We start from the raw sequence: 20,614 nt of genomic DNA on the forward strand, positions 1-20,614 counted from the left end.
TATTTCAATTATTGACCAATACCGCGCATAATGGTATCATTTGTTAGAGAGGTGAATAAATGAATTGGGCTTCTAAGTATTTTATCAATGGATTAATTGTAATTGTACCTATTGCCATTACAACCTTTGTAATTATTAATATTTTTTCATTTACTGAGCAGCTGCTAGGTCAATATCTGCCGATTCATTTTCCCGGATTGTCACTGATTGTCGTATTATTTTTGATTGTCCTTGTCGGTTGGCTATCCTCACATTGGCTTTTGCAAAAAGTAATTGGGTATGGGGAACGCCTGGTAGGCTCAATACCGGTGGTAAAATTTATTTACAACAGTGTAAAACAAATATCTACAGCCGTATTTGAGTCTCAGGAACTGCTAAAACATGCAGTATTAGTACCTTATCCACATCCGGGAGTTAAGGCATTAGGCTTTGTTATGCCTGAATTATCGGTGCCATTGGCTGATAAATTTACAGAAGAACATGTGTGCGTTTTTGTTCCCATGAGTCTTAATCTGACCTCTGGCTTTAATATTATTCTGCCCAGTCGGGACATAATACCTTTAGACGTAACAAGCGAAAGCGCACTGCAATATGTTATTACCGCCGGTGCTATTATGCCGCGCAGTAATGATTCCAATAACTAGGGAGAGATGCTTTATAGATTCGCCATTATTCAGTTCGGTTAAGTTGGCGGCCGCTCTGTTACTTGTCTTAATTAATGGTTTTTTTGTATTATCCGAGTTTTCATTAGTCAAAATTCGTAAAACTCGACTGGAAGAACTTGCTCAGCAAGGTAATGCCCGGGCTAAACTAGCTTTAAAGGTAGTAGCTTCACTTGATAGTTACCTTGGCGCTACGCAACTCGGTATTGCTTTATCATCCTTAGCACTTGGTTGGTTGGGTGAACCGGCTATATCCTCATTGATAAAACCTATTCTAATGAATTATTTTCCTGTTTCAGAAGGGCTGATTACTACCGTTAGTATTGTCCTGGGATTTACTGGCATTACATTTTTTTACATTATTTTAGGTGACCTTATCCCGAAATCACTGGCGGTGCAGCGTTCGGAAAGTATGGTGTTGTCCTGTATATGGTTACTCACTATTTTCCACAAAGTCAGCTATCCGTTTATTATGCTGTTTAACCGTACAGCTAAGTTGCTTTTAAGTGCAATTGGAATGAAAGCGGCTAGTGAAGCTGACCTGGCTCATTCGGAAGAAGAATTACGGATGATTGTCAGTGCCAGTCATCGCGGCAGTGTGCTTAATCAGATGGAAAGCGAACTTATTGACAATGTTTTTGATTTTGCTGATCGTTTGGCGCGGGAAATTATGGTGCCAAGACAAGATATGGTATGTTTATTTACGGACGATCCATTTGAGGAAAATATGCGAGTGGTACGGGAAACCGTGCATACACGCTATCCATTATGTGTGGAAGACAAAGACCATATAATTGGTATGGTTCATGTTCGTGATTTGATGGATTTTGATATGTGCGCACCAGGGGAGCGTGACTTAACTGCTATTGTCCGGGAAGTACTGGTAGTTCCTGAAGGAATGTCAGTAGCTCATCTGCTGCAAGTTATGCGCCGCAAGTGTACCCACCTGGCTATTGTTGCGGATGAGTATGGCGGTACAGCCGGACTTGTAGCGCTGGAAGATGTAATTGAAGAGATTGTTGGTGATATTCAGGATGAGCATGATGAGGTAGCAGATATTGAAATTCAACGTCTGTCTGATGGCAGTTATGAATTTGACGGTGGAGTTCTCCTGGATGATGTGACTGAACTTCTGAATATTCGTTTGGAAGATCATGAGGAAGATACACTAGGTGGCTATATATTTGGAATGTTGGGACGTCGTCCGGAAACTGGTGATATAGTAAATATTGGTGACTATTCATTTGAGGTACTTCAGGTTACCGGCTTCCGAATTGTAAGAGTTAAGGCAGTACCGCTTTTTCCAGAAGCTGCGGCAAATGATAGTTTGGAATAAGTTAATTGGTTATGTGGCTAGTCCTGTTTGTCAATATAAGTTGAAGGGATGATGTCGAGTGTTATTACGGGAAACTTTATGGGAAATTTTTTTTAGTACCGGTAATATCGATGCTTACCTTGCCTATCGTGCTTGTTCAGATTGTCATTGTAGCAACCAACAGCAGTCAGACGATGAAACCACACAATCACTACTTGCAGAAAAATATTCTTCAAAAGATTCATTACGTGAGGTTAAATGGCATTAGAGTATCCGTCAGAAGCCATTCTGTTAGCAACACGCGACTGGAGCGCTGCTGACAGAATGGTCACTTTGTTTTCCCGCGAGCGCGGCATTGTTACTGTGATGGCCTATGGTGCCCGCAAACCTAAAAGTAAGTTGAGTGGTGGTCTCCAGCCGTTTACTCATTTAAACTTGTTGCTAGCTGGCGGCAAAGGCATGGACTTAGTCAGGCAGTGTGAAGTTGTAACTTCATTTCGAAAAATTCGGGAAGATTTAACTAGATTAGCCTATGCCAATTTCATTGCTGAGTTAACGCTAGGGCTATGGCCGCAGCATCAGTCTGAGTCAGCAGCATTTGATATGCTGTTAGCAGTGCTAACGCTTCTGGCAGAGCGCAACCCGCGCATTGCTGCCCTGGCAGGTGCCTGGCAGTTGATGGTCTTGGCAGGCTTTCAACCTGAATATGAGTGTTGCGCGCACTGTGGTTCCAAATTGAGTTTGCCGGCCTATTTCAGTTTTACCGAAGGCGGCGGTACATGTGTACATTGCAGCCCGTCCGGCACAAGTAAGTTCGATCAGCCTGACAAGGATTTTTTAGCTAAGTTGTTATCTTTGGATTTGCGACAACCTGGTCAATTTGCCGTGACTGCTACGGTCTTGTCAGTCGCTGAGAGTCTGCTGTACGGTTTTGTACGACACCAGTTAGAACGTCCACTTAAGTCATTAGATTTTATTAATAAGCTTAATACCCTATAATTAGAATAACATTTTTCAAACAGGGAAGACTAATCCTAAATTAGTGGAGGGTATACAATGGATATTACTTTGGAAAATATTGATTTGATTCGTGAACGCACCGGTGTTTCGTATCGGGAGGCTAAAGAGGCTCTGGAACGTAATGATGGCCACGTAATTGATACCCTAATTGAACTTGAAGATAAAAGTAAAAGCAGCACCAAGTGGACCGAGGAATTTTCGGTGCGCTCCACCGAGGTCATTGACAAAGTGAAAGAACTTATTCGCGAAGGCAATGTTAATAAGATTCGCGTCAAGCATGAAGGACGGGTGCTGGCAGACATACCTGTAGCTCTTGGCGCCATTGGTGCTGTGGTGCTGCCTCAATTGGCCGCTGTGGGCGTTTTAGTTGCCGTGTTTAAGCGGTGTACTATCGAGGTGATACGCGAAGATACCGAGCCGCCTGAAACTGACAGGGAAGATTCACAAGCTGAGGTGGACAAGTCCTCGCAAAATATGTAGTATAAACTGCTACACGTAATTTCTGCAGCTTAACAAAAAAACACCCTTTTCGCGAGAAAGGGGTGTTTTTTTATAAGATAAGTATAAGTTTTTGAGAGTTATGGAGGTCTTATAAAACAAGGAGTGTCAAGTATAAAACCCGGCACAGGCGGCCGGCGCCCTTCGTAACTCCCGTAACCCCCCGGCCTTTGCTGGAAAAAGCGTTCCGCAGGAGAAAAGCCAGGCGGTATTCCGTTAAAAAATCCGTACTGTTTGAGCGTAGCGAGTTTACGGATTTTAGGAATATCGCCTGGCTTTTCAGCTTTTGGAGGCTTGGGGCCTAGACCTTTTGTTACTTTTAGGGCAATGCCAAAAGTAAAATCCCGCTCCTTGTACTCTATTGACTCAAGCAAGGGAGCATGTGGGGTCAGGCTTGAGTTATTTTTAAAAATTGACTTATTGGAAAGAGTTTACTAAATTTAGATAAAAAATAAGAAACACCCATGTATAACAAAACACAGGATTTTACACAATTTATCCTTGACAAATCACTTCAATAGGAATATATTTCATATTAAGGATATTTCGTTTTGCGAAATATATTTATGGAGGTGTTTATCTTGAATAGCAGTCATGATATTTATGAGTTTGTCCTTGATAATATTAGAAAAGTCATGATGCCAGAGGAAATTATTAGTATTGATCTGTCAGTATCCAAGCTTGAGCTTTTGGCCTTGTTACTTGTGCAACGCCAGAAATACAGCACCATGGGTGATTTGGCGCAAAGCATGGCAGTGCCAATGAGCACTGCCACCGGAGTTACAGATCGACTGGTAAAAAAAGGCCTACTAGCTCGGGGCAGCAGTACCGAAGACCGTCGGGTTGTAACCGTTTTCCTGACAGCAGAAGGCACTGCACTAGTGGTAAAATTTAAAGACCACTTCCATAACCTTATCGCTAGGGTACGCAATACAGTTACCGACGAGGAATTTGAACTGATGCTGGAATTGATGCGAAAAGTAATTTGTGGACTGCAAAAGCAGCAGGCGAAACCGGAATCAGAACAGCAACCCGCCCAACCTAGTCGAAGTATTACAATTGAATAGCTTTAATTTTTTTGAAATTTTATTTCGTCATACGAAATAAAAATATCCTAAGCAAATGTTAGGAAGTGTTAGGTATGAGAATAATTCTTTACACTGGAAAAGGCGGTGTTGGCAAGACCAGCTTAGCGGCGGCAACGGCTATTGCCGCTGCTAGAACGGGGAAAAAAACGATTGTGATAAGCACAGACGCCGCCCATAGCTTGGGAGATGCCTTTGATCTTGACCTTGCCGGTGAACCAATTAAAATTCGAGAAAACCTGTGGGGCCAGGAGGTAAGTACTCTAGCCAGCACAGAAAAACACTGGGGCAAGATACAGAAATATCTCTCTTACCTGCTGTTGTCACAAAACGTTAAAGATATAACAACCGAGGAGCTCATGGTTTTTCCAGGATTAGAAGAGCTTTTCTGCCTGCTGGAGATCCTTACCCACTACCAGGAAGGAAAGTACGATGTTGTCCTTGTCGACTGTGCCCCTACCGGCGAGACGCTTAGATTGCTCTGTTTTCCGGAAGTATTAAAATGGTGGTTGGAGAAAGTTTTCCCTGTGGAAAAACTGCTGCTGAAAATTGCCCGTCCTATTGCCAAACCCCTAATCGGCGCGCCGCTGCCACCCGACGAAATGCTAGACAGTATTGGTGAACTCGCTCTACGCGTCAGAAAAATGCATGAACTATTGACAGACCATACGGTTACCTCCATCAGGCTAGTGGTAAATCCTGAAAAAATGGTCATCAAGGAAGCCCAACGAAGCTTTATGTATTTGAATCTATACGGGTTTAACACTGACGCAATAATCGTTAATCGCCTGCTGCCTACCGCTGATTTGGGCTGTTATTTCGAAAAATGGAATGAAATACATATCACATATCTGAAATACATAAAAGAACAGTTTCATCCTGTACCTGTATTAGCCGTACCTCTTTTTGCTGAGGAAGTTATAGGATCTGTGGCTTTGGAAAGAATGGGTGATCAGTGTTTCGGCATCACACCTCCGGACGATTTTCTATACCGGGGCCAATCGCAAAGAATTAGCCGAATGGACAATGGCTACCTTCTTGAATTATCTTTGCCTTTTGTAAGTAAGGAAATTGTCGCGCTATCGCAAAAGGGTGACGAGATTACAGTCAGGATAGGAGGCTACAAACGTAATATTTACTTGCCCCGTAAACTGCAGGCCCGGAATGCTATTGCCGCCAGGATAGAAGACGGCTTGCTAAAAATCGAGTTCGGAGGTAGAAAAAGTGATGCAACATGAACATAAAGAAAACTGTGCCAATCGAAGACTGGATGAGTATTTACCTCAATACTATTTTTCAGAAACACATAACATCATTATAAATGCATCAACAGAACAGGTATTTCGGACTGTTAACGACTTTGATATAGGCAAATCAAGTATCATACAGTTACTTATAAAAATGCGTAAGAGATATGGATCACTTCTCTCGAATAATTCCCTATCCCAAATAAAAGTGGGGACATTAGCTGAGCTAACAGCTACAACAGGTTTTATTCCGCTTGTCGAAAACGTCAACTGCGAGATTCTTTTTGGCTTTGTCGGCAAGTGTTGGCAACCGGCGGTTGCATTTATCCGCGATCTTACCCCTGCAGAATTTCTCAATTTTAGTCCTCCAGGTTACTGCAAAGGTGTATGGAACTTCTATATAACCGGTAATCCTGACGGTACTACAACCCTGTCGACTGAAACCAGGGTTTTGTGTTTAGGATTGGCAAAACTGTTGTTCCCGCCGTATTGGTTGATTGTACGACCTTTTAGCGGCTGGATACGACTCGAAATGTTAAGAATGGTGAAAGAAGCAGCAGAATGATGGGTGTTTTGACAAATATCAGAAAGGGGGAGAGTTTTACGTAGATTTTAGATTATCTAATAGGGGGGAGTTTGATCATGAAGTTATACAGGAATTTATTGATATTCGGAGGATTATTACATATTGCCATTGGCGTTTTCCATGTGTTTTTCTGGCAGTTGTTTCAATGGAAAACGGAGTTGGCATTATTAACCTACGAAAACTCTTTTATCATGCAGGGTTTAAATTTGTGTCTTATTTTTGTGTTTTTTGTAGTGGCCTATCTTTCACTAGTTCATGCCAATGAAATAATAACAACAAAGCTAGGAAAAAGCATGCTGGTATCTGTTTCTCTATTTTGGTTGGTGAGGATGATTGTGGGAATATTTTTTGGTGGCATCAGTGACCCCTTCAATTTAATTTGTTTACTAGCAATTATCGTGTATATTTTGCCCTTGAAATTTAGGGCTTAGTTAAAAGAACATATTTTTATTTGCAAAATACTTTAAAAGCAATTAAACTGAGACATGAACTGGGTCACGCGGCTGGGGTCGTTGTCCAGTTAAATCAATCAAAATACAAAACTATTTATCATCAGAGATTTAATAGGTTATGTCTAAGACTAAAAACAAAAATCTGACATGACGGAAAGGAATTATGTTATGAAAGAGCTGGATAGGGAAAAGCAAAAATTTATTGTCAAAATCATGCTTCTGGCTGGCATCATGCTCCTGATAATTTTGAACTTTTCCAGTGCTGCTTCTGCAGTCAAGCAGGTATATGACGTTCTTTATCCTCTGTTTCTGGGGCTGGGAATTGCCTATATCATAAATATTTTAGTTTCCGGCTATGAAATGATTTATTTTCCCAGGAGTAAAAATAAATTATTACTTCGTAATCGTCGAAGTATCGCTATTATATTAGCGATACTGACAATCGTTCTGATTCTTGTGATGTTTTTGCACATTGTTGTTCCTCAGGTCGGTCAGTCGATATCTCTGCTTTCAAGTGGAGTTCCCGATATGTATAATAAGGCAGTCGAATGGAGCCAGCAAAGCGTTAATGATATTCCGGAAATCAAAGCTAAAATTAGACAACTTGGAATCAATCAGGAATCAATGATAAACCAGTCTTTAGGCTGGCTCCGGAATTGGGCTGGAGGAACAGTTTCTTTTATCGGTTCGATTTTTGGAACCTTATTTAATTTGGTATTTGCTATAATATTTGCCATATATATTTTATTTTACAAAGATGATCTAAAGCGGATAATAAACAAACTGGCTCATGCTTTTTTATCCTTTGATCACAGGGAGAAGTTAATTGAAAGTTTTAAGATTATGGATGATACTTTTAGGTGTTATATTGTTGGCCAGTGTAAAGAAGCAGTTATTTTCGGAATTTTATGCACGGTGGGGATGCTGATTTTTCAATTTCCTTACGCAACTGTAATTGGATCGGTGATGGGACTGACAGCTTTGGTTCCCATTTTGGGGGCTTATCTTGGCGCAATAGTGGGCTTTTTGCTGATTGCGGCCATCGATCCGATTAGAGCCGTATTGTTCATTATTTTTATTATCATCCTTCAACAAATAGAAGGAAATCTGATTTATCCGAGAGTGGTCGGGAAAAGTATTGGCCTACCTGAAATATGGTTATTCGCTGCGGTAACGATCGGCGGGGGATTGATGGGTATTACTGGCATTTTCCTAGGTGTTCCGGTCACTGCGACGATATATAAACTGATAAGTAAAAATGTGAATGACCGGTTAAAAGCAGTGGAATCCACTGCGAAGATGTCTGTTTTAAAGTAGGCTTAACAGATTTAATTGAGAATCTAGGCTGAATCATTGTAAGCCCTTGATTTTCCTATATTTCCATGATAAAATTTTATATATTGGATACTATAGCTAGTATAAAACTAGGTAACGATTAAAGTCGAAAATCACGGCAATGAGGGAAAGAAGTAGCCTTTTTAAGGCAGCGAACCAGGAATAGTGAAAGCCTGGTAATACAAAAGGTGAAAGGCCTTCCCAAGCTGCAAGAGGAAATCTCTGGGCTGCTTCGAATCAGTTTGTGAGAAAGTAAAACTTGCTATAATTTTTGAGGTGGGGCGTTTTACGCCCAATCAGGGTGGAACCGCGGGAATAACATCTCGTCCCTGTAACTTAATTACAAGTTACGAGGACAAGGTGTTTTTATTTTTTAGGAGGTAAAATTATGACATTCCAGGAGATTATCCTGACTCTGCAAAATTTTTGGGCCAAGCAACATTGTATTATTCAACAACCTTATGATGTGGAAAAAGGGGCAGGAACCATGAATCCGGCAACTTTCCTCCGGGCATTGGGGCCTGAACCGTGGAATGTATCTTATGTTGAGCCGTCACGTCGTCCGGCTGACGGACGTTATGGCGATAACCCTAACCGTCTGTACCAGCATCACCAGTATCAAGTCATTATGAAGCCGTCACCAGCCAATATCCAGGAGTTGTATTTAGCCAGTTTGGCCCAGTTGGGAATTGATCCAGCTAAACATGATATTCGTTTTGTTGAAGACAACTGGGAATCGCCGACCTTGGGTGCTTGGGGCCTAGGCTGGGAAGTATGGCTTGATGGTATGGAAATTACCCAGTTTACCTATTTCCAGCAAGTTGGCAGTATTGATGTTAAGCCAGTAGCGGTAGAAATTACCTATGGCTTGGAACGCTTAGCTATGTATATTCAAGGCAAAGAAAATGTTTTTGATATCGAATGGGTAGCAGGCATTTCTTATGGTGATGTATTCCACCGCAATGAAGTGGAACATTCGCACTATAATTTTGAAATTGCTGACACAACAATGCTATTTACCCTGTTTGATATGTATGAAAAAGAAGCTCTTCGGGTTATCGAACTAGGTTATGTGCTGCCGGCCTATGATTATGTTTTAAAATGTTCTCATAGTTTTAATCTCCTGGACGCCCGTGGTGCGATTAGTGTGAGTGAACGTACCGGTTTTATCGGCCGGGTCCGCAACTTAGCACGACTATGCGCACAGGGCTATCTGGAGCAACGTGAGAAGCTGGGTTATCCACTCCTAAAGGGGGGTAAGTAATCATGACCAAAGATATACTATTAGAAATTGGCACCGAAGAAATACCAGCCAAGTTTATGCCTGCTGCCTTAACGCAGCTTGAAAATACGACAAAAGCAAAACTCACAGAACTTAGAATTAGTTTTGGCACGGTTCGGGCTGTGGGTACACCACGCCGCCTGGCAGTTATTGTTAAAGAAGCGGCTATCACACAAGAAGATAAGCATAGTGAAAACAAAGGTCCCTCGATAAAAATTGCTTTCGGCCAAGATGGTACTCCCACCAAAGCTGCTTTAGGCTTCGCCAGGGGACAGGGTGTTGATCCGGCGACATTGGTTGTTAAAGATGAATATGTATATGCCGTTGTCCAAGAGAAAGGCCGCCCGGTTGCCGAACTGTTACCAGGTTTATTGGCTGACATAGTAACAAGCCTGTCATTTCCTAAGAGTATGCACTGGGGCGACTTGGATATGCGTTTTGTCCGTCCAATTCGCTGGCTGGTAGCGTTATTTGGCAATGAAGTTGTGCCGTTTACTTTACCGGGAGTAACTTCCGGTAAGATTACGCGAGGTCACCGTTTCCTTGGGCAGGCAGAGGTAACTGTCAATTCTGTGGCAGACTATTTTATTTGCCTTAGCGAAAATTTCGTTATGGTTGATCAAGATGTACGCCGCCAGATCATCAGGGAGCAAGTTGAGAACCTAGCCGTCAGCCGGGGAGGCACGGCAACCATTGACCAGGAACTTTTAGAAGAAGTAGTGTATTTGGTAGAATATCCGACAGCCCTATGTGGCGATTTTGAAGCTAAATACCTTAGTCTGCCCCCTGAAGCTATTATTACTCCCATGCGTGAACATCAACGTTATTTTCCGGTGACTGGAAAAGATGGAAAACTGTTGCCCATGTTTATAACCGTCAGGAACGGTGGCTCTGAACATATTGATGTTGTTCGTCATGGCAATGAGCGAGTACTTAAGGCGAGACTTGCTGATGCCCGTTTCTTTTTTGAAGAAGATCGAAAGCTGCCATTAGCAGAACGGGTAGAAAAACTTAAGACAATTGTATTCCAGGAAGGATTGGGTACACTTTATGATAAAGTGTTACGCTTAGAACGCTTAGCCACTGGATGTGGTCAAATTCTGGGCGTTAGTCAGGATGAGCTTACTATTGCCAAGCGCGGTGCTCAGTTATCTAAAGCTGATTTGGTAACAGGGATGGTGTGTGAATTTACTGAACTGCAGGGTATTATGGGCCGGGAGTATGCTAAGCTGAGTGGTGAACGTCCCGAGGTCGCCGAAGCTATATTTGAACATTATCTGCCACGGTTTGCCGGTGATGGTTTGCCACAGACTACTGCGGGCCGGTTAATTAGTATCGCTGATAAAATGGATAATATTGTTGCCACCTTTAGTCGCGGCCTTATTCCTACTGGCTCTCAGGACCCCTATGCGCTGAGGCGCCAGGCGCTGGGTATGGTTAATATTTTACTTGATGCTAAGTATCATGTTTCTTTAAGTGCCATTGCCGCTCAGGCCATGGATTTGCTCGGTATTACTGATAATGAGCGAAGGACTAAATTAGTAACAGATATTCAGGAATTTTTCCGTTTGCGTATTAAAAATATTTTAACCGAAGAAAATTTGCGTTATGATATGATTGATGCTGTATTGGCTACAGGCAACGATGATATTTATGATACCTGGCTGCGTGCTAATGCTATGGCTGTAGAGGGAGGTACAGTGGCAATGCAAAAAGCCGTACAGGCCCTTGTTAGGGTGGGGAATCTTGCGAAAAATGCCACTTCTGAATCTATTGATGTCAGCTTGTTCACTGCTGATGCCGAACATGCTTTGTATAAAGCCTATATTGATGCGCGCACAGTTATAGCCAATTATCATGCGGAAAAAAATTATCAGGGAATACTTACTGTGCTGGCGGCTATGGCTGCACCGATTGATGCATTTTTTGGTGCAGTTATGGTTATGGTTGAAGACGATAAGGTTAAAAATAATCGCTTAGCTTTATTAAAATCCATAGCAACACTAGCAGCTCAGACTGCTGATTTGACTAAAATAGTGGTCTTGTAACTGAGTATACCGGGGCAAAAAGGGGGGAGATTGATTGGGCTTAACGCCGCGCCAAGAGAAAATTGCGGGGATGGTCAGAAGTTTAGGACCGATTACTGGGGAACAAATTGCTGAACGTCTTAATGTAACTAGGGCCGCGCTCAGACCTGATTTAGCGATCCTAGTGATGTCCGGTATGGTAGAAGCTCGTCCTAAAGTAGGTTACTATTATACTGGAAAAAATGTAATGAGTATGCTTACTGATCAAATAAGCAGGATTAAAGTTCGGGATATTCAGTCAGTTCCTGTTGTTATTACTGCCAGTACAAGTGTTTATGATGCTGTCGTTACCATGTTTCTCGAAGATGTTGGCTCAGTCTTTATTGTTGAGCCGGCAGGTATTCTCACTGGCGTGGTATCCCGCAAAGATGTGCTAAAAGTAGCTCTGGGAGGCAGTGATCTGCATAAGATGCCGGTTAAAGTACTTATGACACCTATGCCGAAAATCGTGGTAATTTCTCCCGATGAATCTGTACTAGCAGCGGCAAAAAAAATTATTGATAATGAAGTTGACAGTCTGCCGGTTGTAGCGATTGCTGATCATCAGGAAACAAAAGCTTATGAAGTAATCGGACGACTAACCAAAACCAATATCGCCAGATTGTTCGTTGAACTGGGCGAGGGACGAGGAGGAGAACACTATAGCTAACCTACCGATTATTTACGCATTGTCTGATTCGATTGGTGAAACAGCCGAGCAGGTGGCGCGAGCCACAGCCAGTCAATTTAACTCCGGAGAATTTGATATTATTAGAATTCCGTATATCAACTCGGTGGAACAAATTGCCGAAACCGTGCGGGAGGCAACAAAACATACCTGCATTATTTGTCACACCTTGGTATCACCTGATTTGCGGGACGCCTTGTTGGAACAAGCTCAGGAACACAATATTCAAACAGTAGATATTATGGGGCCGATGATTCATGCTGTTCAAAATATTACAGAAATGACACCGCGACTGAAGCCAGGGCTTGTTCATAAACTAGACCAGGAATATTTTAAACGGGTAGAGGCTGTGGAATTTGCCGTAAAATATGATGATGGGAAAAACCCCTTAGGTCTGTTAAAAGCCGATATTGTTATTATTGGGGTATCACGCACTTCCAAAACTCCCCTTAGTATGTATTTGGCGCATAAAAAAGTAAAGGTGGCCAATGTGCCGCTTGTGCCGGAAGCACCGTTGCCGCAGGAACTATTCAAAGTACCTTCGCATCGTATTGTCGGCCTGATTATTGACACGTTTAAACTTAATGAAATCCGCAGTGAACGTCTAAAAACCATGGGCTTGGCACCAGATGCCAGCTATGCTAATATTAGCCGGATCAATGAAGAACTGGATTATGCCCGTACTATTATGCGACGGTTGGAATGTCCGGTCATTGATGTATCAAACAAGGCAATCGAAGAGACAGCCAATCGAATATTAGAAGTTGTTCAGAAAAACAAACTGGCAAATAGTTAAAAAAAGTATAAGTTGTCGAACCGCAGAGGACACAGAGGGAATGGTTGACATACATCTCCCCTCTGCGCTCTCTGTGTCCTCTGCGGTTAAACATATCCTCAAGGGCGCGGTAGCGCTTTTTTAACGTTTACATAAGTCTACCCTATCAACGTTAATCGTTAGGCCGGTACGGGAAAAATATTATAACAAATAAGTTTTAATCCTGCGTAGCCTGTAATGAAAAATTAACATTGTAATGCCACAGGCAAATAATGTTATAATATACCTAAGGAAGGAGGCGCTTTTAGCATGAAAGTCCGTGAACGAATTGAAGAGCAGGAATTTAAAATCTTATCAGCCTATGCGGCGAAAAGCCGCGATGCCGTCAGGGACAGGGAAGAGGATTTGTGTGATTTCCGCACCGCCTTTCAACGCGACAGGGATCGCATTATTCACAGTAAATCGTTTCGACGTCTTAAACATAAAACACAGGTGTATATAGCTCCGGGCGATCATTATCGGATGCGTATGACACATAGCCTGGAGGTTGCGCAGATATCCCGCACTATCGCCCGTGGTCTAATGCTCAATGAAGACTTGACTGAAGCGATTGCTGTAGGCCATGATGTAGGGCATACTCCGTTTGGCCATGCCGGCGAATATGCATTACGCGAACTTATTGGTCATTACAATCATAATGAACAAAGTTTGCGGGTAGTAGAACATCTCGAACGGGGAGGACAAGGGCTTAATCTGACTGCAGAAGTTCGAGATGGCATACTTAACCATACTGGTGATAATAAGCCGTTTACCCTGGAAGGTAACATTGTTCGCAGAAGTGACCGTATTGCCTATTTGTGCCATGACTATGATGATGGTATTCGCGCTGGTATGATAAAACCTTCTGATTTACCGCAAAATGTTAGTAATGTCTTAGGTACAAATCCATCAAGTATGATCACCGTAATGGTTTCTGATATTATTACCGAATCAGAAGGAAGAAACGAAATACTTATGTCTGGCAGGGTTAAAGCGGCTATGGATGAGTTTCGGGAGTTTATGTTTAAAAAAATCTATCACTCAGCCGAACTCGAGCCTGATCGAAAAAAGTCCAAGTATGTTGTTAGTAAGCTTTTCGAATATTATATGGATAACCCTGGCAGCTTGCCACAGGAATTTTGGGAACGGGAAGAGCACTGGGGATTACAGACGATAGTTATTGATTACATTGCTGGTCTAACTGATTTGTATGCAATAAAACAATTTGAAAAACTATTCATTCCTGCAACCTGGGGAATACCCCAATTATAGCAGAGCTTACATAGGCTCTGCTTTTGTATTTTGAACAAATATTATTACTTTTGTCAAGATGTAAAAGAGGAATTTTATCATTTATATTGAATAATAATTATTAAAATAAAGATGATAAAGACTGTGTCCATAACTTTGCAGGTAGTTACATACTTTTGGCAGGAATATTAACCTGAATGTAGAATTAAGTCAAAGCTTGGAACTATTTGCATATTCTGCAAACCTAAAACACAGCGGGAAATTTGTCATTGCCTGGATAAGGTGAGTTATATGAAAGATGCAGTTTTCGATGATTTTATCGACAGATTGCGGTCAGAAAGCGATATTGTTAGTATTGTTTCCGATTATGTATCCTTAAAAAAGAAAGGAAAAAATTTTTGGGGCTGTTGCCCTTTTCACAGTGAGAAAACACCGTCGTTTTCAGTAAATCAGGATAAAGGTTTTTTTTATTGTTTTGGATGTCAGACTGGTGGCAATGTTTTTAATTTCCTGATGCGAGTGGAAAATATTACTTTTTTTGAAGCGGTAAAACTGTTAGCTGCTAAGCTAAATATTCCTTTGCCGGAAAGAGAAAAAACACCGCGTGAACAAGCCAAAGAACTAGAACTTGCCAGAATCTATCAAGTAAATGAACTAGCCAGAGATTTTTTTCACGCCTGCTTGACCAAAACTAATTATGGAATACCTGCCCGTGAATATTTGACTAACCGAGGCATATCTGCTGAAACCATTGACTTTTTGAAATTGGGGTTTGCTCCGCCGTTATGGGATAAACTATCATTAACCTTGGGTGAGCGTGGTATTCCCCTTGATATACTTCTCAAATCCGGTTTATCTGCTCCACGAAATTCTGGTGATGGTGTGTATGACCGATTTCGCAACCGTATTATCTTTCCCATTAGTGATGTAAGAGGTCGGATTATTGGTTTTGGCGGTAGAGTTTTGGATAATAGTCAGCCCAAATATCTCAACTCGCCGGAAACTGAGGTTTTCAACAAACGCCACGTTTTGTATGGATTTGATAATGCTTATAAACATATTCGGGATTTAGGCCAAGTGGTTATTGTCGAAGGGTATATGGATGTTATCACTCTTTATACTCAGGGTATTAAGAATGTAGTTGCCTCCTTAGGCACGGCTTTTACACCTGAACAAGCCAGAAATTTGATTAAACTTAATGCAGAACTATTATTTTCTTATGATAGCGATGCTGCTGGCCAAAATGCCACTGTTCGGGCACTAGATACTGCTCGCTCGTTAGGGGGAACCATTAAAGTAGTAACGATTCCAGATGGCAAAGACCCCGACGAATTCGTTCGCAAGCATGGCAGTCAATCGTTCCAGGAGTTACTCCAATCGGCTCAGCCGCTACTAGATTACCAACTAGACCAAGCGCTAAAATCTGATGACTACTCTACCGTTCAGGGTAAAATCGCCGTTGTTGGTAAGTTGACACCTATTCTGGCCGAGACGGATAATGCTGTAGCAGTTAATGCCCATATTACCCGTTTATCGCAAGTGCTTGCTGTTGATGAAAGCGCTTTACGGAGCGAAATTAGAAAGTATATTGTTCAATTTAAAAAGGATAAAAATGTAAAATCAGGGAAGCCTATAAATATTGCACTATTATACAAGCAACCAACTCCCGCAGTAATTCAGGCAGAACGTCAGTTGATTCGATTAATGTGCGATGATTTATCACTTATCCCTTATATTTTAGCTAAGCTTTCACCACAAGAAATACAAGGAACTCTTCAACAGGAGATAATTAATTTCATAGTTAATGCGTATAATATGGAAAACCAAGTAACGCAAGCAGCGTTTACTGCTGGTGTAAATAGCTTAAGTGAAAAAGCAAACAACGAGTTTTCACAGATTATGTTGATGGAAAACCAGTTTGATGATGTCGTCCAACTGGTTGATGACTGTATAAAGACGATTCGATTAGCACATTTGACTGTATTATATGAACAACACCGGCTAATGGCCGATGAATTAGAACGCATGGGGGATAGTAACTTTCTGCAGGAATTAGCGGAAAGTCAGCGAATTAAACATGAAATTAGCAAATTACATCATTAATAAGCAAGTATGGATAAAGCTACTACCGTTAATTGCCAAAGGAAGGGGGGGGAATTGTGGCCGATAAGAAAACTACGCCGGTCGAGCACGTAAATGAGCTTTTGCATAAAGGCAAAAAGCGCGGAGTGTTAACGTATACCGAAATTATGGATACTATGCAAACGGAAGACATGAGCCCTGAAGAAATCGAAGATATGTATGAAATATTCAGTAATAAAGGCATTGAAATTATTGATGAAGCTCCGGATGCTGAACTCATTGAGAATCCAGAGATGGAAGCAACGGCCGAAGAAGTAGATATTGATCTCACCATTCCTGAAGGCATTAGTATTGATGATCCGGTTAGAATGTATCTTAAGGAAATTGGCCGGGTTCCACTTTTAACTGCTGATGAGGAAATTAAACTGGCCAAACGTATGGAACAAGGTGATGAAGAAGCGAAAAGGCGGCTGGCCGAAGCGAATTTAAGGTTAGTTGTTAGTATTGCTAAGCGTTATGTAGGCCGCGGCATGCTGTTTCTGGATCTGATTCAGGAAGGTAACTTAGGCTTAATCAAGGCTGTAGAAAAGTTTGACTATAATAAGGGTTATAAATTCAGTACCTATGCTACCTGGTGGATACGTCAGGCAATAACCAGGGCTATTGCTGATCAAGCCCGTACTATCCGGATTCCGGTTCATATGGTTGAAACTATTAATAAGCTGATTCGGGTATCGCGTCAACTCTTACAGGAATTAGGACGGGAACCATCACCGGAAGAAGTGGCCAAAGCTATGGAAGTCACTGTTGAGCGTGTCCGGGAAATTATGAAAATTGCCCAAGAACCTGTATCCCTGGAAACGCCAATTGGCGAAGAAGAAGATTCTCACCTAGGTGATTTTATTGAAGACCAGGATGCCCCTGCTCCGGCAGAAGCTGCTTCTTTTATGTTGCTTAAAGAACAGCTGGAAGACGTTTTGGAAACGCTTACTCCCAGAGAAGAAAAGGTATTGCGCCTGCGCTTTGGTTTAGATGATGGGCGGGCTCGTACTTTAGAGGAAGTCGGGCAATTTTTTGGAGTTACCCGGGAACGTATTCGTCAAATAGAGGCGAAAGCACTTCGCAAACTTCGCCATCCCAGCCGCAGTAAAAAATTAAAAGATTTTCTAGAATAAAACGCAATAATCTCTTGACGTAATACGGACATTGTTTTATAATAGTCAACGTTGGCGATATTCCTCGATAGCTCAGTTGGTAGAGCAATCGGCTGTTAACCGATTTGTCGTAGGTTCGAGTCCTACTCGAGGAGCCAGTTATTAGCTGATAGAACAGGCTTTCTTCGGAAAACCTGTTTTAATATCTCTTTAGGGCCTATAGCTCAGCGGTAGAGCAGCCGGCTCATAACCGGCTGGTCCCTGGTTCGATCCCAGGTGGGCCCACCAATTTCGATATTCGACTTACGACATTCGATTTTCGATACTTTATTTATCGACAGTCGAAAGTCTAACGTCGACCATCGAACATGGCCCGTTGGTCAAGCGGTTAAGACACCGCCCTTTCACGGCGATAACGGGGGTTCGATTCCCCCACGGGTCACCATTCTTGACATTCGACACTAGACATTCGACGCTCGATAAACCATTGTCGAAAGTCGAAGATCGAACATCGAGAGTCGATTATGGGTGATTAGCTCAGCTGGGAGAGCGCCTGCCTTACAAGCAGGATGTCGGCGGTTCGATCCCGTCATCGCCCACCACACCTTAAAAACCTGCGAAGCAATTCGCAGGTTTTTGTTATACATACATTATTAGGAGTATTTAGCCATAAGGCGAAATACTAACAGGGAAATTTACTGGAGGACTATGCACGTGAAAATAGGAGAACGTTTACAAGCAATTGCCGATATGGTCCCTGTCGGAGTGACCATGGCTGATATTGGCACCGACCATGCTTATTTACCAATATATCTTATTTCCCATAGTGTTGTTGCCCGTGCAATCGCCGGCGATATTCACCAAGGCCCTTATCTATCGGCTAAAAATGCTGTTGCTGCCGCACGGTTAGAAGAGTTCATCTCAGTTAGGCGCGGTAACGGGCTTGAGGTAGTACGTCTGGGGGAAGTTGAAACTGTCGTTATTGCCGGTATGGGTGGTTTGAATATTATTGATATCTTACGTTCGCGGCCGGAGGTCACAGCTACACTCAAGCGCCTTATTTTACAACCTATGATAGCGGCGTCGGCGGTCAGAATGTGGCTGCAGACCAATGGCTGGCAAATAATCAGTGAACAGCTTATTCAGGAAGATGGTAAGTTATATCAGATTATTGCGGCAGAGCCTGGTGAAAGTCAGCCCTTAGAGCCCATACTCTATGAAATAGGTCCGCTGCTCTGGCAGTCAAGACATCCGCTGCTGCTGCTGCACATTGAGGAGTTAATTGTGCATTTACGCGGTGTGCTGGCGGCGATGGCAGGAAGTGCTGAAGCCGTACATTCTGCGAAATATAGAGAATTTGCCGATAAACTTAAGGATTTGGAGGACAAGCGCACATGTCTGTAAAATGCCATGAAGTTATTACCAAGCTTGAACAATTAGCACCAAAGCATTTGGCGGAGGAGTGGGATAATATTGGTCTCTTAGTTGGTAGTCCTGAGCAAACTATTCATAAAATCATGATTACTCTAGATGTAGACCAAGTGGCTATCAATCAGGCCATCGCTATAGGTGCTGACATGATTGTGTCCCATCATCCGGTACTGTTTAAAGGTATTACCAATATTCGAACTGATTTACCGTTAGGCAGCATGCTATTTGATCTGATTAAAAATAAGATAGCCGTATATGCCGCTCATACCAATTTGGATAGTGCTCCTGGTGGGGTGAATGATATTTTAGCCCAAAAATTTCAACTTAAAGATAGTAAGCCGCTATCAACAGTGTATCAGGAAAAGTTATATAAATTAGTAGTATTCGTTCCAGCATCTCATGTTGAAAAAGTACGAATAGCTATGAGTGAGGCTGGCGCAGGCCATATTGGCAACTATAGTCATTGTACCTTTCAGGCCAAGGGTATCGGAACCTTTTTGCCATTAGCGGCAACTACTCCTTTTATCGGTAAAGAAGGTCAGCTTGAATTTGTTGATGAAAGTCGAATTGAAACGATTGTCCCGTCAGGATTGCGCTGTCGCGTAATTAATGCTATGTTAGCGGCTCATCCTTATGAAGAAGTTGCGTATGATGAATATTTATTACAAAACAAAGGGCCTAACTGCGGTTTAGGAAGAATTGGACGACTTGGTGAAGCCATGTCGTTACGGGATTTTAGTAATCAAGTAAAACATTTATTAATGGTTAATTCAATAAAGGTGGCTGGGTCAGCCGATGCAATAATAAATCAAGTGGCAGTATGTGGTGGCAGCGGGGCAAGCCTTATTAGAAATGCCATTAAAGCAGGGGCCGATGTTCTGGTAACCGGTGATGTAAAGTATCATGAAGCGCAGCAAGCCCTTGCCCAAGGGCTTGCGATTATTGATGCCGGTCACTTTGCTACCGAACAGCCGGTGGTTCAATGTGTAGCTGCCTATCTGGATAAACAAGCCTGTGAAAATGGTTGGGCTGTAGAAATAATTGCTAATAATTCAGGCAAAGATGTATTTGCCGCTTATTGATTTGTTTTGTCGTTAGTGTTATAATTACATTTTATAATAATATGGTTTCTGAGTACGAAAGATGATCGCAGATGTTTGAGGCATCTGAGGAAAGTCCGAGCTCCATAGGGCAGGGTGCTGGATAACGTCCAGCGAGGGCGACCTTAGGGATAGTGCCACAGAAATGTAGACCGCCTGACGTTTTGTCAGGTAAGGATGGAACGGTGCGGTAAGAGCGCACCAGCAGTCAGGTAACTGGCTGGCTAGGTAAACCCCACCTGGAGCAAGACCAAATAGGGAAGGGATGAAGCGGCCCGCTGAACCTTCCGGGTGTGTCGCTAGAGTTGTCAGGTAACTGGCAATCCAGATAAATGATCGTCGCCGCCAAAAGCGGAACAGAACTCGGCTTATTGACTACTCAGAATTGAGCATAGTAAAACCCGCAGACTTTTTTTATTGTTTGCGGGTTTCGTATTTTCTTTTATCTAGGTTGAAATATTCTTGGTTGCTAGAACGAGTAATGGTAACACACTTTTGCAGGAGCTACTATCATCATATTTTTAAAAAAGTATTTTACTCTCTAGA

19 protein-coding genes, 4 tRNA genes and 1 other RNA gene are annotated in these 20,614 nt (G+C 42.3%); all 24 read left to right on the forward strand.

The features are described 5' to 3' along the window. Positions 1-59 precede the first annotated feature (59 nt). The 24 genes from AC1ECB_RS06510 (at position 60) to rnpB (ending at position 20,454) form a co-directional block, all read left to right on the forward strand. Complete coding sequence (locus AC1ECB_RS06510) at positions 60-644, forward strand: DUF502 domain-containing protein (RefSeq protein WP_485667964.1); 585 nt, start codon at positions 60-62, stop codon at positions 642-644. Beyond that, positions 628-1,998 carry a hemolysin family protein gene (locus AC1ECB_RS06515; protein WP_485667965.1) on the forward strand — a complete coding sequence of 457 codons (1,371 nt, stop codon included), beginning with the start codon at positions 628-630 and terminating at the stop codon, positions 1,996-1,998. Before AC1ECB_RS06510 ends, AC1ECB_RS06515 begins: the two co-directional genes overlap by 17 nt. Before the next feature lie 58 nt (positions 1,999-2,056). Then, complete coding sequence (locus AC1ECB_RS06520; protein ID WP_485667966.1) at positions 2,057-2,245, forward strand: YqzL family protein; 189 nt, start codon at positions 2,057-2,059, stop codon at positions 2,243-2,245. Then, positions 2,236-2,976, forward strand: a complete 741-nt coding sequence (gene recO, locus AC1ECB_RS06525) for a DNA repair protein RecO (RefSeq protein WP_485667967.1) — start codon at positions 2,236-2,238, stop codon at positions 2,974-2,976. The genes AC1ECB_RS06520 and recO overlap by 10 nt, the downstream gene beginning before the upstream one ends. A gap of 57 nt (positions 2,977-3,033) precedes the next feature. Further along, a complete protein-coding gene (locus AC1ECB_RS06530) occupies positions 3,034-3,477 on the forward strand; it encodes a DUF4342 domain-containing protein (RefSeq protein WP_485667968.1) in 444 nt (147 codons plus the stop codon). Positions 3,478-4,076: 599 nt separating this feature from the next. After that, positions 4,077-4,562, forward strand: a complete 486-nt coding sequence (locus AC1ECB_RS06535; RefSeq protein WP_485667969.1) for a MarR family winged helix-turn-helix transcriptional regulator — start codon at positions 4,077-4,079, stop codon at positions 4,560-4,562. A gap of 74 nt (positions 4,563-4,636) precedes the next feature. After that, positions 4,637-5,818 (forward strand): ArsA family ATPase, encoded by a 1,182-nt coding sequence (locus AC1ECB_RS06540; protein ID WP_485667970.1) that lies wholly within the window; start codon positions 4,637-4,639, stop codon positions 5,816-5,818. Then, on the forward strand, positions 5,805-6,392 hold the full coding sequence (locus tag AC1ECB_RS06545; protein WP_485667971.1) for a hypothetical protein: 588 nt from the start codon (positions 5,805-5,807) through the stop codon (positions 6,390-6,392). Before AC1ECB_RS06540 ends, AC1ECB_RS06545 begins: the two co-directional genes overlap by 14 nt. 77 nt (positions 6,393-6,469) lie before the next feature. After that, positions 6,470-6,844, forward strand: coding sequence for a hypothetical protein (locus tag AC1ECB_RS06550; protein WP_485667972.1), 375 nt, complete (start codon positions 6,470-6,472; stop codon positions 6,842-6,844). A gap of 189 nt (positions 6,845-7,033) precedes the next feature. Next, a complete protein-coding gene (locus AC1ECB_RS06555) occupies positions 7,034-8,182 on the forward strand; it encodes an AI-2E family transporter (RefSeq protein ID WP_485667973.1) in 1,149 nt (382 codons plus the stop codon). A gap of 406 nt (positions 8,183-8,588) precedes the next feature. Next, positions 8,589-9,464, forward strand: coding sequence for a glycine--tRNA ligase subunit alpha (gene glyQ, locus AC1ECB_RS06560; protein WP_094606227.1), 876 nt, complete (start codon positions 8,589-8,591; stop codon positions 9,462-9,464). Between the two features lie 2 nt (positions 9,465-9,466). Further along, positions 9,467-11,530: a glycine--tRNA ligase subunit beta gene (gene glyS, locus AC1ECB_RS06565; RefSeq protein WP_485667974.1), complete on the forward strand. Its 2,064-nt coding sequence runs from the start codon at positions 9,467-9,469 to the stop codon at positions 11,528-11,530. 34 nt (positions 11,531-11,564) lie between these two features. After that, the gene (ccpN, locus tag AC1ECB_RS06570) at positions 11,565-12,218 is read left to right on the forward strand and encodes a transcriptional regulator CcpN (RefSeq protein ID WP_485667975.1); all 654 of its coding nucleotides are present in this window, start codon (positions 11,565-11,567) and stop codon (positions 12,216-12,218) included. Next, positions 12,211-13,032 carry a pyruvate, water dikinase regulatory protein gene (locus AC1ECB_RS06575; protein WP_485669292.1) on the forward strand — a complete coding sequence of 274 codons (822 nt, stop codon included), beginning with the start codon at positions 12,211-12,213 and terminating at the stop codon, positions 13,030-13,032. Before ccpN ends, AC1ECB_RS06575 begins: the two co-directional genes overlap by 8 nt. A gap of 288 nt (positions 13,033-13,320) precedes the next feature. Continuing rightward, entirely contained in the window at positions 13,321-14,322 is a 1,002-nt protein-coding gene (locus AC1ECB_RS06580) for a deoxyguanosinetriphosphate triphosphohydrolase (protein WP_485667976.1), read from the forward strand. 270 nt (positions 14,323-14,592) lie between these two features. Further along, complete coding sequence (gene dnaG, locus AC1ECB_RS06585; RefSeq protein WP_485667977.1) at positions 14,593-16,404, forward strand: DNA primase; 1,812 nt, start codon at positions 14,593-14,595, stop codon at positions 16,402-16,404. Positions 16,405-16,460: 56 nt separating this feature from the next. After that, positions 16,461-17,558, forward strand: coding sequence for an RNA polymerase sigma factor RpoD (gene rpoD, locus AC1ECB_RS06590; RefSeq protein ID WP_021169944.1), 1,098 nt, complete (start codon positions 16,461-16,463; stop codon positions 17,556-17,558). 61 nt (positions 17,559-17,619) lie between these two features. Then, positions 17,620-17,695 (forward strand) — tRNA-Asn (locus tag AC1ECB_RS06595). Between the two features lie 55 nt (positions 17,696-17,750). Further along, a tRNA-Ile gene (locus tag AC1ECB_RS06600) sits at positions 17,751-17,825 on the forward strand. An 82-nt stretch (positions 17,826-17,907) separates the two neighbouring features. Beyond that, a tRNA-Glu gene (locus tag AC1ECB_RS06605) sits at positions 17,908-17,982 on the forward strand. Positions 17,983-18,063: 81 nt separating this feature from the next. Beyond that, positions 18,064-18,139 (forward strand) — tRNA-Val (locus tag AC1ECB_RS06610). A gap of 106 nt (positions 18,140-18,245) precedes the next feature. Further along, on the forward strand, positions 18,246-18,941 hold the full coding sequence (locus AC1ECB_RS06615; protein WP_485667978.1) for a tRNA (adenine(22)-N(1))-methyltransferase: 696 nt from the start codon (positions 18,246-18,248) through the stop codon (positions 18,939-18,941). Continuing rightward, positions 18,932-20,050 (forward strand): Nif3-like dinuclear metal center hexameric protein, encoded by a 1,119-nt coding sequence (locus AC1ECB_RS06620; RefSeq protein ID WP_485667979.1) that lies wholly within the window; start codon positions 18,932-18,934, stop codon positions 20,048-20,050. The genes AC1ECB_RS06615 and AC1ECB_RS06620 overlap by 10 nt, the downstream gene beginning before the upstream one ends. A 49-nt stretch (positions 20,051-20,099) precedes the next feature. Beyond that, an RNA gene (gene rnpB, locus AC1ECB_RS06625) (RNase P RNA component class A) lies at positions 20,100-20,454 on the forward strand. The last annotated feature ends 160 nt before the right edge of the window (positions 20,455-20,614 follow it).

This window comes from Sporomusa sp. 246TCP1, from assembly GCF_057319775.1.

Bases quoted from the DNA above. Each gene is read 5' to 3' on its own strand.
- AC1ECB_RS06515 (WP_485667965.1), top strand. From the start codon at position 628: ATGATTCCAATAACTAGGGAGAGATGCTTTATAGATTCGCCATTATTC.
- glyS (WP_485667974.1), top strand. From the start codon at position 9,467: ATGACCAAAGATATACTATTAGAAATTGGCACCGAAGAAATACCAGCC.
- dnaG (WP_485667977.1), top strand. From the start codon at position 14,593: ATGAAAGATGCAGTTTTCGATGATTTTATCGACAGATTGCGGTCAGAA.
- AC1ECB_RS06620 (WP_485667979.1), top strand. From the start codon at position 18,932: ATGTCTGTAAAATGCCATGAAGTTATTACCAAGCTTGAACAATTAGCA.
- glyQ (WP_094606227.1), top strand. From the start codon at position 8,589: ATGACATTCCAGGAGATTATCCTGACTCTGCAAAATTTTTGGGCCAAG.
- AC1ECB_RS06530 (WP_485667968.1), top strand. From the start codon at position 3,034: ATGGATATTACTTTGGAAAATATTGATTTGATTCGTGAACGCACCGGT.
- AC1ECB_RS06550 (WP_485667972.1), top strand. From the start codon at position 6,470: ATGAAGTTATACAGGAATTTATTGATATTCGGAGGATTATTACATATT.
- AC1ECB_RS06540 (WP_485667970.1), top strand. From the start codon at position 4,637: ATGAGAATAATTCTTTACACTGGAAAAGGCGGTGTTGGCAAGACCAGC.
- AC1ECB_RS06615 (WP_485667978.1), top strand. From the start codon at position 18,246: ATGCACGTGAAAATAGGAGAACGTTTACAAGCAATTGCCGATATGGTC.
- recO (WP_485667967.1), top strand. From the start codon at position 2,236: ATGGCATTAGAGTATCCGTCAGAAGCCATTCTGTTAGCAACACGCGAC.
- AC1ECB_RS06510 (WP_485667964.1), top strand. From the start codon at position 60: ATGAATTGGGCTTCTAAGTATTTTATCAATGGATTAATTGTAATTGTA.
- AC1ECB_RS06580 (WP_485667976.1), top strand. From the start codon at position 13,321: ATGAAAGTCCGTGAACGAATTGAAGAGCAGGAATTTAAAATCTTATCA.
- AC1ECB_RS06555 (WP_485667973.1), top strand. From the start codon at position 7,034: ATGAAAGAGCTGGATAGGGAAAAGCAAAAATTTATTGTCAAAATCATG.